A 12,893-nucleotide genomic window follows, 5' to 3' on the forward strand; every position below is an offset into this window, starting at 1 on the left:
GGATCACATCCCCGCCCTTTTTGCTTGGCCTGGTCCGGTTTCGCCCCCGGGCTTTTCCGGCTATGTTGCCGCCTGCAACATCGCGCAGGCAGGGTCCTTCATGATCCCGCCCGCTTTCCGGGGGGCCGGGCGCAATGACGCATGTGAGGCAGGTCTGGATGGATGCCGTACGAGAGGCATGCATCCTGCTTGTCATGCTGTGGCATGGCGCGCTCGTCATGGAATGGCTCGGGCTTCCTGTTCCCGCAGGACTTACGGCCTTCAACAACGCCTTCGCCCCCTTTCGCATTCCGTTTCTGACATTCCTGTCCGGCATGCTTCTGGAACGGGCGTTGAAGAAGCCGACGGGCATGTTCATCCGCGGCAAGATCTTCAGCCTCTATTGGCCCTATCTGCTCTGGAGCCTGCTGTTCCTGGCGGTGCGTGGCACGTTATGGCCGGAACGGGCGTTGACGATCCTGTGGAAGCCGGAAACCTATCTGTGGTTCCTGCACAACCTGTTCCTGTTCTACCTGGCGTTTCTTGCCTTGTGCCGGCTTCGCATTCCTTTGCTGCCGGTCGCAGTCGCCAGCCTGCTTCTGGCTGAATTCGGCACGGATCAATTGGCGGTCGCCCGCGCCCTGTTTCTGTTTGCCTTTTTCCTGCTGGGGCATCTGGCTCAGTCGCGGAATTGGATCGGCCGGGTCCCGATGCCCATCCTCGTCGCGGCTGGTGCGGCAGCCATCGCCGGGGCCGGCGCCGGATTGACCGGTCACGAGATGCGCTACCAGCTGATGTTCGCCTGGGCGCCGCTTGCGTTGATCGTCGTCGTGCTGGCGCTGGCGCCGCGCTATCGACCGTTGCCGGGTCTGCAGTTCCTGCAATGGATCGGCGCCAACTCCATCGTCTTCTATGCGTCCCATATGACATTTCAGATGCTTGCAGGCCGGCTGATGCAACGCGCGGGCGTGACCGAAATCTGGATGTATCTGCTGCTGCCGCTGGCGGTTTCGTTCCTGGGGGCTTCTGCCATGCAGGCCGCCCGTGCGCGGTGGCATCTGGCCGGTCTGCCGTTCGATCTGGGCGTTCTGCGCCAGTGGCGGGCTTCCGCCCCTAGGCCAGGCGCGCGCGGCGAACCGCCCCGGCGGACAGGCGGGTGAACCGCGCAGCCAGACCCACCAGGCCGGGCATCAGTGCCAATAGGGCGGCGGCCCCGTCGCGCAGGGCATCTTCCTCTGACAGACGCTGAAGCAGGGTCGCCCGCCGCACCGCGCCCCCGGCATCCTTCGCCAGCTGCCGGTGATAGGCGTGCGGCCCCTGCCCCGTCAGCAGCGCAGCGGTCGCCAGCCGGGCGGAATGCAGCGCCAGGCTCATCCCGTCGCCGCTGAAGCTGGGGATCACGGCCGCCTGATCGCCCAGCCGCCAGAGGGTTTCCGCGCCCGAAGGCCGGTGCAGGAAGCCATAGGGAACGCCGGAAATCGCCAGCGGCCGGTCCAGCAGCGGCACCGCGCCCGCCAGTCGCTGCCCCAGATGCGGCACCTCGGCCGACAGATCTGCCAGCAACGCGCCGAAATCGCCTTCGCAGGCGCGCCAGCGATCGGGCGAGACGAGGAAGCACAGGTTCGCGGCGTCGCGCTCCACCAGCTGCAGCCCCGCATAGCCGCCCCGGAACAGGATCAGCTCCACATGCCCGGCCAGCGCCGCCCGCTCGGCCGGGGCCAGCCGCAGATAGGCCTTGAAGCCCAGCTGGTGGTTCAGCGTGCCCTCGGCGTCGCGGGCGGCCCCGCGCAGGTTGGTCTTGCCTGTCGCCAGGAACAGCGTGTCCGGCTTCACGGAGCCATGGGCCGCCTGAACCTCCCCGCCGGGGCCAATTTCCCGCGCGGTCACCCCCCGCTCCACCCTGGCGCCGGCCTTTGCGGCAAGCTCCAGCAGCGCCGCATCCAGCACCCGCCGCGTGAGGGAGCGCGCCGTGAACCCCAGCCGGGCGGTCGCCACCCGTCGCGCCGTCACCAGCCGTACCCGGTCGATCGCAACCGCGCCCAGCGCCTCCGGATCCAGCCCCAGGTCCGCCAGAAAGGTCTGCGCCTCCCAGCTCAGGAATTCGCCGCAGATCCTGTGGGCGGGCAGCCTCTCCCTTTCCCACAGCGTCACCGACCGGCCCGCGCGCGCCAGCCAGATGGCCGCCGCAGCGCCCGCCGGGCCGCCGCCCAGCACCAGCGCGCCCTCCATCCTCTTCACTTGATCCGCCCCACGCACAGGCGGAACAGCGGATGCCAGCGAATGTCTGCGGCAAGCCCGGCTTCCGCCAGCATCGCCCGCCAGTCGTCGTGCACGAAGGCCCGCCGCACCGAAAGCGCCCCGTCGTGCCGCACACAGGGGTGCCAGCGCATCGCCCAGGCCAGCGCGCGGAACCCGCGCCAGGCGAGCCAGTGGCGGTGCAGGTCGTTCACGAACCAGCCGTGGCTGGCCGTCGCCTCCTGCCATGTCAGCAATCTTTGGACGTCCGCGGCCGGCAGATGATGGGCGAACAGCGCGCTGACGATGGCATGCGGCGGCTCGGCTGGTGCCCAGTCGAACAGGTCGCCCTGGTGCCAGTCGATCGCCAGTCCGGGCGGCGTAAGTTCCCCGGCCAGGGCGCGGCAGTGCGGGTTCAGATCCACCCCGGTCAGCCGGGGCCGCAGCCCTCGCGATACGGCCCAGCGGTGGATGCGTCGCAGCATGTCGCCCCGGCCATAGCCCAGGTCGGCGACGCGCAGTTCTGCGCCGGGCGGCCATCCCCGCGTGAGCCGGGCGAGAAAATCCAGCGTCGGGTGGGCCGCGAAGGTCAGCAGGTTCGCCTGTTCCAGATCATTGAGGATCGCCGCGAAATCCGCACGGGGCCATTGCCGCACGTCCATCCATTCGGGCTCGTCCGCCCGGCGGCTGAAATCGGGGGAGGCCATGTCAGAGCTTCGTGAAGCTGAACGTCTCGCAGGCCAGGCCCGGCCCGAAGGCCATGGCCAGCCCCCTGCCCGGCGCCGCGCCCGCCAGGATGCGCTGAAGCACGAACATCAGGGTCGCGCTGCTCATGTTGCCGAAATCGCGCAGGACTCCCCTGCTCCAGTCAAGCCGGTCGGCCGCGAGGCCGAGCCCGGTTTCCACGGCGTCGAGGATCGCCTTCCCGCCCGCATGCACGGCGAAGATGTCGAACGCCTCCGGCTGGCGCCCGCGCAGCACGCCGTCGGCCGCGTTGCGGCTGAGTTCATCTGCCATCGCCTTCTGGATTCGCTGCGGCACATGGCCCGACAGGTGCATGTCGAAGCCGGTATCTCCGATGTCCCAGGTGATCAGACCGTCGCTTTCGGGGATGGCGAAGCTGAGGAATTCATGGAGCGCCGCACCTTCGGCATCCGCCGTCACCAGCGCCGCCGCGCAGCCGTCGCCGAACAGCAGCATCGACAGCAGCTTTTCCACATCCAGCGTGTCCTGGAAGTGCAGCGTGCACAGCTCGATCGTGATGACCAGCACCCGGGCATCGGGCTCAGACCGCACGATGTGATGCGCCAGCCGCAGCGAATTCACCGCCGCATAGCAGCCCATATAGCCGACGACCGTCCGTTCCACGCCGGGATCCAGCCCCAGCCGCCGCACCAGCACCTGATCCAGCCCCGGCGCCATGAATCCGGTGCAGCTGGCCAGCACCAGATGCGTCACGCGCGACAGATCGGCCTCCAGCCCGCGAACAGCCTGTTCCGCCAGCGCAGGGGCCACCTGCGCATAGCGCTGCATCCGGCGGCTGGTGGAGGGGAAGCCGCCCGGCGCATAGAATCCCTCCCGGTCGGCCATGAATCCGTCCGGGTTGGTGACCGGCTCGAAGCTGGAAAAGCGCCGCGCGATGCCGGATCGGCCCGCCATGCGGCGGAACAGCGCCGCCTCGCGCCGGCCGTCCAGAAGGCTGCCCACGAAGGTTTCGAACGCCTGATGCACGTCGTGCGGCGGCACCGCCGTCGAAATTCGGTTCACATGTGCGGTCGCCGGCATCTCTGTCATGGTCGCACAGCCCTTTCCCTCCGTCGAGGCGCCCGGCGCCTGTCCGCCCTCACCCGTCGCCCAGTGGATGCAGGCCCTTCACGGTCGCCACCAGCCGGGCGCTGTCCACATGGGTATAGCGTTCCGTTGTGGAAATGTCGGCATGACCCAGCAGCGTCTGCAACGCGCGCAGGTCTGCCCCGTTGGCCAGCATGTGGGTGGCAAAGGCATGCCGCAGCACGTGTGGGGAGATCCTGTCAGGCGAGAGGCCCGCCCGCGCGGCGAGCGCCTTCACCAGCTGATACAGGCGGATGCGCGAAAGATGTGACTTACCGGACGGGAACAGCCAGCGGCTGTCCTTCGGCACCAGTTGCAGCTGCGCGGCCACGGCGCGGATGGCCGCCGGCGACAGCGGGATCATCCGCTCCTTCTCGCCCTTGCCGCGCACGATGGCGAAGGGCTGCGGCGGGCGGATGGCGTTGCGCGGCAACGCCACCAGCTCGGTTGCGCGCAGGCCCGATCCATAAAGCAACTCGATCAGCGCCTTCAGCCGCACCGCCTGCGGGCCGGGTGCATCGGCCAGATCCGTGTCCAGCGTTGCGAACAGCCGGTCCACCTCGTCCACGGACAGGGTTTTCGGCAATGGCTGCCCCGCCTTCACCCCCGCGATCGCGAGCGCCGGATTGTCGGGCCGGATGCCCTCTGCCACCAGGAAGGCGAAGAAGCGGCGAAGCGCGGAGCGCTTGCGCGACAGGCTGGCGGGCGCCAGATCCGCCCAGCCCGCGAACAGCCGTTCCAGATCCTCGCCCCCGGCCCCCGCCAGCCGGCCGGAAAGATCGGCCGACGCCCCCTCCAGATCGCGGCCATAGGCCAGGAGCGTGTTCCGCGCCGCGCCCCGCTCGCTCGCCAGCATGTCGAGGAACAGGGCGATGGCGCGCGAATCCGGCAGGTCGGTCACGCGTTGAAGTTTAGCCGCAATCCCGGTTCGTCCCAACGGGCCAGCGCCAGCTTTCCGGTGGTGGACAGCGTGATGGCCGCATCGCGCATGTCCGCCCCGCCAAAGGCGATGTTGGTTGTCAGCAGGTCGGGGAAGGCGTGATAGACGATCTCGCCCGTCGCCGGGTCCGCGACGCCGATGCCGGGCCGGTCCACCAGGGTCGCCTGCGCGATCTTGCCCGACGCGAGGATGGCGAGCGAATCGAGCAGGATGCGCCCCGGGAAATCGGCGACCAGCCGCCCCGGCACCGCCGCCAGCGGCGACGGCGCGACTTCGCCCGGCCCGGTGATGTCGAAGGCCAGGATATAGCAGCGGCTGCACACGGCGGCATACACCGTCTTCCCGTCGGGGGAGAGGCCGATGCCGTTGAAATCCGGGCCATAGACGGCGCGCTTCAGGCTCTTTCCATCGGGGGTGCCGTAATAGATGCCGCCATGATCGCTGTGGTGATCGTAATGCTTGCCGAGATCGGTGAACCAGAAGCCGCCGGCAGCGTCGAACACGATGTCGTTCGGGCCGGACAGGCTGAACCCCTCGTAACTGTCGTACAGCCGCTCCACCTTGCCAGTCGCGATGTCGATCCGCTCGATCCGGCCGGTCGTATAATCCGCCGCGGCGTTGCCGGGGATCATCATCCCCTCGATCTCGGCCCATTTGAAGCCGCCGTTGTTGCAGACATAGAGCGCGCCGTCCGGCCCGATTGCCGCGCCGTTCGGCCCGCCCCCCGGCTTCGCGATGGTCTGCTTCGTGCTGTCGCGCTTCACCCGGGTGATTTCGCCCTTCGCGATCTCCACCAGGATCACGGACCCGTCGTCCATGAACACCGGCCCTTCCGGAAACGCGAGGCCTTCGGCCAGAATCTGGAACTCCATCGTCTCTCCCCTGTATGTTTGTTGCCGCCATGCTTCCACGTGCCCCCGCCTGGCACAATCGGGCATTAGAAATAGCGTGACTTCGCGAACCATGTTCGCCTAATGTTCCGGAATGGCGCCTGAAATGGTCACTGCACTTCTCGTCCTTGTCAGCCTGTTGGCCGCGCTGGTTGCGGGGTGGCTCATCTGGGGAAAGCCGCTGTCCGGCGCCCGGACCGAGCTTGCGGAGCGGCGCGAGGCGCTGGGCCGCGCGGTTGCCGAGGTGGCGGCGTGGAAATCGCAGGCGGATGAAGCCAAGCCCTTCATGGGCAGGGCGGCGGAATTGCAGGCGGCGCTCTCGGCCGCCGAATCAGCGTCGGCCGAACGGGACCGCGCCCATGGCGCCGCGCTGGAGGAGCGCGACCGGGTGCATGCCCGCCAGCTGGAAGAGATGCGCGGCGAATTCCAGCGCCTGGCGGCCGAAGCGCTGGAGCGGGCGCAGAAGCAGTTCACCGAGCAGGCGGCGGAAACGCTGAAGCTGCACCGCGCCGAGGCGGCGAAGGGCCTGACCGACAGCCGGGAGGCGCTGGCGGGGCTGGTGACGCCGATGCGGGAAACGCTGGCCCGCTATGGCGAGGAATTGCAGCGGCTGGAGACGAAGCGGGAGCAGGCCTATGGCTCGCTCAGCGAACAGTTGCAGTCGGTGGCGCTGGGGCAGCAGGCGGTGAAGGCGGAGGCCGGCAAGATCGTGGCCGCGCTGCGCTCCTCCTCCAAGGCGTCCGGCGCGTGGGGCGAAGCGCAGCTGCGCAACGTGCTGGACATGGCCGGCCTGCGCGAAGGCATTGATTTCGAGCTGCAGGCAAGCACGACCGACGCCGACGGGCAGCGCCGCCGCCCGGATGCGGTGCTGAAACTGCCCGGCGGCCGGGAACTGGTGGTGGACAGCAAATGCTCGCTGGCGGACTATCTCGCCGCTTCCGAGGCGGACGGCGAGGCGGATCGCCAGGCGGCGCTGAAGCGCCATGCGCTGAGCGTGCGCACCCACGCCAAGGGCCTCAGCGAAAAGGCCTATTGGAAGGAATTCGCGGCATCTGCGGATTTCGTGGTGATGTTCCTGCCGGGCGAGAATTTCCTGTCCGCCGCGCTTGAGCAGGATCTGGACCTGCTGGCCTGGGCGCTGGACCAGCGCATCCTGCTGGCGGGCCCGACCAATCTGCTGGCGATCGCCCGTGTCGTCGCGATGGTGTGGCGGCAGGAAAAAATGGCGGAGGAAGCCCGCGCCATCGGCGAACTGGGGGCGGAGCTTTATGCCAGCCTTGCCACCATGACGGAGCATGTGGGCCGGGTGGGCCGCAATCTGGGCGAGGCGACGGGCGCCTACAATGATTTCATCGCGTCGCTGGAATCCCGCGTGCTCACCAAGGCGCGGAAATTCCCGGAGATGGGCGTGGACAAGGGCAAGAAGCCCATTCCGGAACTGGCCCCGGTGGAAAAATCCCTGCGGCTGGTGCAGGCGCCCGAACTGAAGCGGCTGGATGGCGGCACGGCCGCCGAATGAATGGCAAGTCGGCGAAGCTGCCGAATGGACCGGATGGCGGCGACGCCGCCGAATGGCGCCGGAGGTTGAACCCCCCGTTTCGCCTGCTATAGCCGCAGGCCTCGAAAGGGCCGCCTGCCATGCGCATCGCAACCGTCACCCGCAAGACGTCGGAAACCGACGTCACCGTTTCCGTCAATCTCGACGGAACCGGGCAGCGCGAGATTTCCACCGGCGTGGGATTCTATGATCACATGCTGGATCAACTGGCCCGCCACGGCCTGTTCGACCTTCAGGTGAAGACGGTGGGCGACCTGCACATCGATGCCCACCACACGGTGGAGGACACCGCGATCGCGCTGGGCGAAGCCTTCCGCAAGGCGCTGGGCGACCGCGCCGGCATCACCCGCTATGGCCATGCGCAGGTGCCGATGGACGAAACGCTTGCCCGCGTCTCGCTCGACATTTCGGGCCGCGCCTTCCTTGTCTGGAAGGTCGCCTTCACCCAGCCGCGCCTGGGCGAAATGGATACGGAGCTGTTCTGGCACGTGTTCCACAGCTTCGCGCAGGCGGCCGGCATCACGCTGCATGCCGAAGTGCCCTATGGGCAGAACAACCACCATATTGCCGAGGGCCTGTTCAAGGCGCTGGCGCGCGCCTTGCGGCAGGCGGTGGAAATCGATCCGCGCCAGCCGGGCGCGATTCCCTCCACCAAGGGCACGCTCGTCTAGCGCATGGCGGTTGCCCTGATCGACTATGGCGCCGGCAACCTGCGCTCTGCCGCGAAGGCGCTGGAAGCGGCCGGCGCCGGCCGTGTCAGCGTCACGGCAGATCCTGAGGCCGTTCTGGCGGCGGACCGCGTCGTGCTGCCCGGCGTCGGCGCGTTCGGCGCCTGCGCCGCCGCGCTGCGCGCCATTCCCGGCATGGAGGACGCGCTGGACGAGGCCGTCCGTCGCCGCGCCCGGCCGTTCCTGGGCATCTGCGTGGGCATGCAGCTGATGGCGTCCGAAGGGCATGAGTTCGGCATCCACCGGGGGCTGGGCTGGATACCCGGCAGCGTCCGCCGGATGGAACCCCACAGCCTGAAAATCCCGCAAATCGGCTGGAACGAGGTGGAGCCTTCTGCGGATGGCCTGATCCAGCCCGGCTGGGCCTATTTCGTGCACAGCTATGCGCTGCAGGCGGACAATCCCGCCCATGTCGCCGCCCGTGCGGGCTATGGCGGGCCAATCACCGCCGCCGTCCAGCGCGACACCATGCTGGGCACCCAGTTCCACCCCGAAAAGAGCCAGAGCTACGGCCTCTCCCTCCTTGCCCGCTGGCTCGCCTGGAAACCCTGATGCCGTTTACCATCTTTCCCGCGATCGACCTGAAGGGCGGCGAAGTCGTCCGCCTTGCCGAAGGCGACATGGCGCGCGCCACCGTCTATGCGCAGGATCCCGCCGCGCAGGCCCGCGCCTTCGCCGAAGCCGGCGCGAAATGGCTGCATGTGGTCGATCTGGACGGCGCCTTCGCGGGCGAAGCCCGCAACGCGTCGGCGGTGGAAGCCATCCTGTCGGCCACGCCCGCCAATGTGCAGGTGGGGGGCGGCATCCGTACCATGCCCGCGATCGACCGCTGGATCGCGCTGGGCGTCGCCCGTGTCGTGATCGGCACGGCGGCGCTGAGCGATCCCGGCCTTGTGCGGACGGCGGCGCGCGATCATCCGGGCAAGATCGTGGTCGCCGTGGACGCGCGCGACGGGCTGGTCGCCACGCGCGGCTGGGCCGATGTGTCGGACGTGCCGGTGGCAGACATGGGCCGCCGCTTCGAGGATGCCGGCGTCGCTGCCCTGCTGTTCACCGATGTCGGCCGCGACGGGCTGCTGAAGGGCGTGAACATCGCGGCGACCGCCGCGCTCGCGCAGGCGGTGAAGCTGCCGGTGATCGCGTCGGGCGGGCTGGCCGACATCTCCGAGATCCGCGCCCTGCGCCTGAAGCGGGGGATCACCGGGGTCATCGCCGGCCGCTCCCTCTATGACGGCCGCATCGATCTCGCCGCCGCGCTGGATGCCGCCGCGTGAGCGCAACTGTCCGCGTGATCCCCTGCCTGGACGTCGCCAATGGTCGGGTCGTCAAGGGGGTGAACTTCGTGGGGCTGCGCGATGCGGGCGATCCGGTGGAAGCCGCCGCCCGCTATGATGCCGAAGGCGCGGACGAGCTGGTGTTCCTGGACATCACCGCTTCCCACGAGGACCGGTCGATCCTGCTGGACATCGTGGCCGAAACCGCCACGCACTGCTTCATGCCCGTCACCGTCGGCGGCGGCGTGCGCACGGCTGAGGATGTTCGCGCCCTGCTGAAGGCCGGGGCCGACAAGGTGTCGGTCAACTCCGCCGCCGTCGCCCGGCCCGAACTGGTGGGCGAATTGGCGCGCCAGTTCGGCGAACAGTGCATCACCGTCGCCATCGACGCGAAGGCGGTTTCGCCCGGGCGGTGGGAAATCTTCACCCATGGCGGCCGCCGCGCGACCGGGATCGACGCCGTCGCCTTCGCCCGGCAGGTGTCCGCCCTGGGCGCAGGCGAGATCCTCCTTACCTCGATGGACCGCGACGGCACGCGGTCGGGCTATGATCTGGACCTGTTGCGCGCCGTTTCGGGCGCGGTGCCGGTGCCTGTCGTCGCCTCCGGCGGCGTCGGCGGGCTTAACGATCTTGTCGCCGGCGTCACGCAGGGGCAGGCCTCTGCCGTGCTGGCCGCCAGCCTGTTCCACTTCGGGGAGGCGACCATCGCGGACGCCAAGCGCGCACTGATGCGGGCCGGGGTTGCCGTCCGCCCGCCGGCAGGCGAATGATGCGGGCATGAGCAAGGTTCTGGACCGGCTGGAAAACGTGATCGCCGCCCGCGCGAAAGAGGGCAAGGCGGACAGCAGCTATGTGGCGAAGCAGCTGGCGAAGGGCCGGCTGAAGATCGCGCAGAAGCTGGGCGAGGAAGCGGTGGAGACGGTGATCGCCGCCCTTGCCGAAGATGATGCGGCGCTGGTGGGCGAAGCGGCGGACCTGCTGTTCCACCTGCTGATCCTGCTGAACCAGCGCGGTGTCCCGCTGGCGGACGTGCTGGCGGAGCTGGAACGGCGCGAGGGCCTGTCGGGCATCGAGGAAAAGGCGGGGAGAGCGACATGAGCGTGACGAACGGCGTAGCCTATGACGAGGGCAACATTTTCGCCCGCATCCTGCGCGGCGAAATCCCGGCGAAGCCCGTGTTCGAGAATGAGTTCGCCTTCGCCTTCCACGACATCAACCCGCAGGCTCCCGTCCATGTGCTGGTGATTCCGAAGGCGGCCTATGTTTCGATGGCGGATTTCTCTGCCAAGGCCCCGGCCGAGTTTCAGGCCGGCTTCTGGCGGTCCGTGGGCGAGGTGGCGCGCCAGCTGGGGCTGGAAGGGCCCGGCTATCGCCTGCTGGTGAACGCCGGAACCGACAGCCACCAGGAAGTGCCGCATCTGCATGTGCATATCTTCGGCGGGCGGCCGCTGGGCCCGATGCTGGTGCGCCACGACTGAGCCGAACCGTGCGTTGACCTTCTTGACCGAAGCGCCGCGAACGGACAGGTTCGCCGCCATATAAATTCACCCGCCGGACGCTGTGCCGCGGGGTTCAGGAAGGGAACCGAATGTCCTGGCGCATCAAGCCGCTCGACGCCATTCTCGCAACTGCTGAAAAGAAATCCCTCGAACGCACGCTCGGCGCCTGGCAGCTGACCCTTCTGGGGGTCGGCGCCATCATTGGGACCGGCATCTTCGTTCTCACCTCCGAAGCGGCGCAGAAGGCCGGGCCGGGGATGATGTGGGCCTTCGTCGTCGCCGGCCTCGTCTGTGCCGTCGCCGCGCTCTGCTATTCCGAAATCGCCTCGATGGTGCCGGTCTCCGGCTCCGCCTATACTTACACCTACGCCGTGATGGGCGAACTGCTGGCCTGGATGGTCGGCTGGGCGCTGATCCTGGAATATGCCGTCGCCGCGTCGGCCGTTTCGGTCGGCTGGTCGGGCTATTTCGTAGGCCTTCTGGGCAGCTGGGGCGTCACCTTGCCGACAGACCTGGTGATGGGCCCCTATGCGGGCGGGCTGGTGAACCTGCCGGCGCTGCTGATCGCGCTGCTGGTGACGGGCCTGCTGCTGATCGGCACCACCGAAAGCGCACGCGTCAACGCCGTGCTCGTCGCCATCAAGGTGACGGCGCTCACCGTCTTCATCGTGCTGACGCTGCCTGTCATCAATGGCGCCAACTTCCAGCCGATGACGCCGAACGGCTGGTTCGGTGCCGGCCATGGCGCCGGACTTGGCGTCGTTGGGGCGGCCGCCTCCATCTTCTTCGCCTATGTGGGCTTCGACGCCGTTTCGACGGCAGCGGAAGAAACCAAGAACCCGCAGCGCAACGTGCCCATCGGCCTGATGGGCTCGCTTGCCATCTGCACCGTCTTCTATCTGCTGGTGGCCGCCGGCGCGATCGGCGCGATCGGGGCCCAGCCTGTCAGCGGCCCGAACGGCGAGATCCTTGCCCCCGGCACCCCTGCGCTCGCCGCCCAGTGCCAGGCGATCGTTGCCTCTGGCATGACGGAACCGCTGGTGTGCAGCCGCGAAGCGCTGGCCCATGTGCTGCGCGCCATCGGCTGGCAGCGGGTGGGTGACCTGATCGGCGTCGCCGCGTTCCTGGCGCTGCCGTCCGTCATCCTCATCATGCTGTTCGGCCAGACGCGCATCTTCTTCGTGATGGCGCGCGACGGGCTGCTGCCGGAAAAGCTTGCCTCCATCCACCCCAAGTGGAAGACGCCGCACATCGTCACGATGATAACCGGTGTCGCGGTTGCGCTGTTCGCGGCCTTCCTGCCCGTGGGCAAGCTGGCCGATATCTCCAACTCGGGCACGCTGTTCGCCTTCTTCATGGTGGCGATCTCGGTGCTGATCCTGCGCTTCACCCAGCCGGATCGCCACCGGCCGTTCCGCACGCCCGCCGTGTGGCTCGTGGCTCCGCTCGCCATCCTGGGCACCTTCGGCCTGTATCTGAACCTGCCGTTCGATGCGAAGATGGTGCTGCCGGTCTGGGGCGCCGTCGGCCTCGTGGTCTATTACCTCTATGGCTATCGCAAGAGCCATGTGGGCCGCGGCATCATCGACGTGCACGAGGATGATCCCGATGCCCCGCCGGTGCCCGTGGCTCCGATGCCGGGCGCCCACACACCGGGCGGCAAGGACGCCTGACGTCCGGGGGCAGACCCCGGGCAGACGAAAAGAAGGGCCGGGGCGATCCCCCGGCCCTTTTTCGTTGGTGGCGGGCGTTCATTGCAATGTCAGCCTTGCTGCCCTATATGCCGCAGTGCAGCGATGGCCTCCGCCCGAATCCTCGGGCGTGCGAGGAGCCCAGTCGCCGGGGCGCGTGATCGCATCGGATCCGTCCGAACCGACCCCGGGTTTGCCGCTGCACTCCTGAACGACATTCCTGCCACGCGGGATGTCTGGCCGGCTCAAGCGCGGTTCCATCCGGAACC

14 protein-coding genes are annotated in these 12,893 nt (G+C 68.3%); 9 read left to right on the forward strand and 5 right to left on the reverse strand.

The window, feature by feature from the left end:
- The first annotated feature begins 134 nt into the window (after positions 1-134).
- Positions 135-1,139, forward strand: a complete 1,005-nt coding sequence (locus ACE3O8_RS00935; protein ID WP_374385806.1) for an acyltransferase family protein — start codon at positions 135-137, stop codon at positions 1,137-1,139.
- Here the strand turns inward: ACE3O8_RS00935 and ACE3O8_RS00940 are convergent.
- Genes ACE3O8_RS00940 through ACE3O8_RS00960 form a run of 5 tightly spaced genes read right to left on the reverse strand, consistent with a single transcriptional unit; the run spans position 1,093 to position 5,856 of the window.
- The gene (locus ACE3O8_RS00940; protein ID WP_374385885.1) at positions 1,093-2,208 is read right to left on the reverse strand and encodes an NAD(P)-binding protein; all 1,116 of its coding nucleotides are present in this window, start codon (positions 2,206-2,208) and stop codon (positions 1,093-1,095) included. The genes ACE3O8_RS00935 and ACE3O8_RS00940 overlap by 47 nt on opposite strands.
- Before the next feature lie 5 nt (positions 2,209-2,213).
- Complete coding sequence (locus ACE3O8_RS00945; protein ID WP_374385808.1) at positions 2,214-2,921, reverse strand: methyltransferase domain-containing protein; 708 nt, start codon at positions 2,919-2,921, stop codon at positions 2,214-2,216.
- Between the two features lies 1 nt (position 2,922).
- Positions 2,923-3,999 (reverse strand): type III polyketide synthase, encoded by a 1,077-nt coding sequence (locus ACE3O8_RS00950; RefSeq protein WP_374385887.1) that lies wholly within the window; start codon positions 3,997-3,999, stop codon positions 2,923-2,925.
- Positions 4,000-4,057: 58 nt separating this feature from the next.
- The gene (locus ACE3O8_RS00955) at positions 4,058-4,945 is read right to left on the reverse strand and encodes a tyrosine-type recombinase/integrase (protein ID WP_374385810.1); all 888 of its coding nucleotides are present in this window, start codon (positions 4,943-4,945) and stop codon (positions 4,058-4,060) included.
- A complete protein-coding gene (locus ACE3O8_RS00960) occupies positions 4,942-5,856 on the reverse strand; it encodes an SMP-30/gluconolactonase/LRE family protein (RefSeq protein ID WP_374385813.1) in 915 nt (304 codons plus the stop codon). Before ACE3O8_RS00960 ends, ACE3O8_RS00955 begins: the two co-directional genes overlap by 4 nt.
- 124 nt (positions 5,857-5,980) lie before the next feature.
- Here ACE3O8_RS00960 and ACE3O8_RS00965 point away from each other — a divergent pair, with 124 nt between their 5' ends.
- The 8 genes from ACE3O8_RS00965 (at position 5,981) to ACE3O8_RS01000 (ending at position 12,606) form a co-directional block, all read left to right on the forward strand.
- Positions 5,981-7,393: a DNA recombination protein RmuC gene (locus tag ACE3O8_RS00965; RefSeq protein WP_374385815.1), complete on the forward strand. Its 1,413-nt coding sequence runs from the start codon at positions 5,981-5,983 to the stop codon at positions 7,391-7,393.
- Positions 7,394-7,512: 119 nt separating this feature from the next.
- Positions 7,513-8,103 (forward strand): imidazoleglycerol-phosphate dehydratase HisB, encoded by a 591-nt coding sequence (hisB, locus tag ACE3O8_RS00970; protein ID WP_374385818.1) that lies wholly within the window; start codon positions 7,513-7,515, stop codon positions 8,101-8,103.
- A 3-nt stretch (positions 8,104-8,106) separates the two neighbouring features.
- The gene (hisH, locus tag ACE3O8_RS00975) at positions 8,107-8,712 is read left to right on the forward strand and encodes an imidazole glycerol phosphate synthase subunit HisH (protein ID WP_374385820.1); all 606 of its coding nucleotides are present in this window, start codon (positions 8,107-8,109) and stop codon (positions 8,710-8,712) included.
- Positions 8,712-9,434 carry a 1-(5-phosphoribosyl)-5-[(5-phosphoribosylamino)methylideneamino]imidazole-4-carboxamide isomerase gene (gene hisA / locus ACE3O8_RS00980; protein ID WP_374385822.1) on the forward strand — a complete coding sequence of 241 codons (723 nt, stop codon included), beginning with the start codon at positions 8,712-8,714 and terminating at the stop codon, positions 9,432-9,434. Before hisH ends, hisA begins: the two co-directional genes overlap by 1 nt.
- On the forward strand, positions 9,431-10,204 hold the full coding sequence (gene hisF, locus ACE3O8_RS00985) for an imidazole glycerol phosphate synthase subunit HisF (RefSeq protein ID WP_374385824.1): 774 nt from the start codon (positions 9,431-9,433) through the stop codon (positions 10,202-10,204). Before hisA ends, hisF begins: the two co-directional genes overlap by 4 nt.
- Positions 10,205-10,211: 7 nt before the next feature.
- Positions 10,212-10,532: a phosphoribosyl-ATP diphosphatase gene (locus ACE3O8_RS00990; protein ID WP_374385826.1), complete on the forward strand. Its 321-nt coding sequence runs from the start codon at positions 10,212-10,214 to the stop codon at positions 10,530-10,532.
- Positions 10,529-10,912, forward strand: coding sequence for a histidine triad nucleotide-binding protein (locus tag ACE3O8_RS00995; RefSeq protein ID WP_374385829.1), 384 nt, complete (start codon positions 10,529-10,531; stop codon positions 10,910-10,912). Before ACE3O8_RS00990 ends, ACE3O8_RS00995 begins: the two co-directional genes overlap by 4 nt.
- 110 nt (positions 10,913-11,022) lie before the next feature.
- The gene (locus tag ACE3O8_RS01000) at positions 11,023-12,606 is read left to right on the forward strand and encodes an amino acid permease (RefSeq protein WP_374385831.1); all 1,584 of its coding nucleotides are present in this window, start codon (positions 11,023-11,025) and stop codon (positions 12,604-12,606) included.
- Positions 12,607-12,893: the final 287 nt, after the last annotated feature.

The sequence above is a fragment of the Sandaracinobacter sp. genome (genome assembly GCF_041909755.1).
Taxonomy (GTDB): domain Bacteria; phylum Pseudomonadota; class Alphaproteobacteria; order Sphingomonadales; family Sphingomonadaceae; genus Sandaracinobacteroides.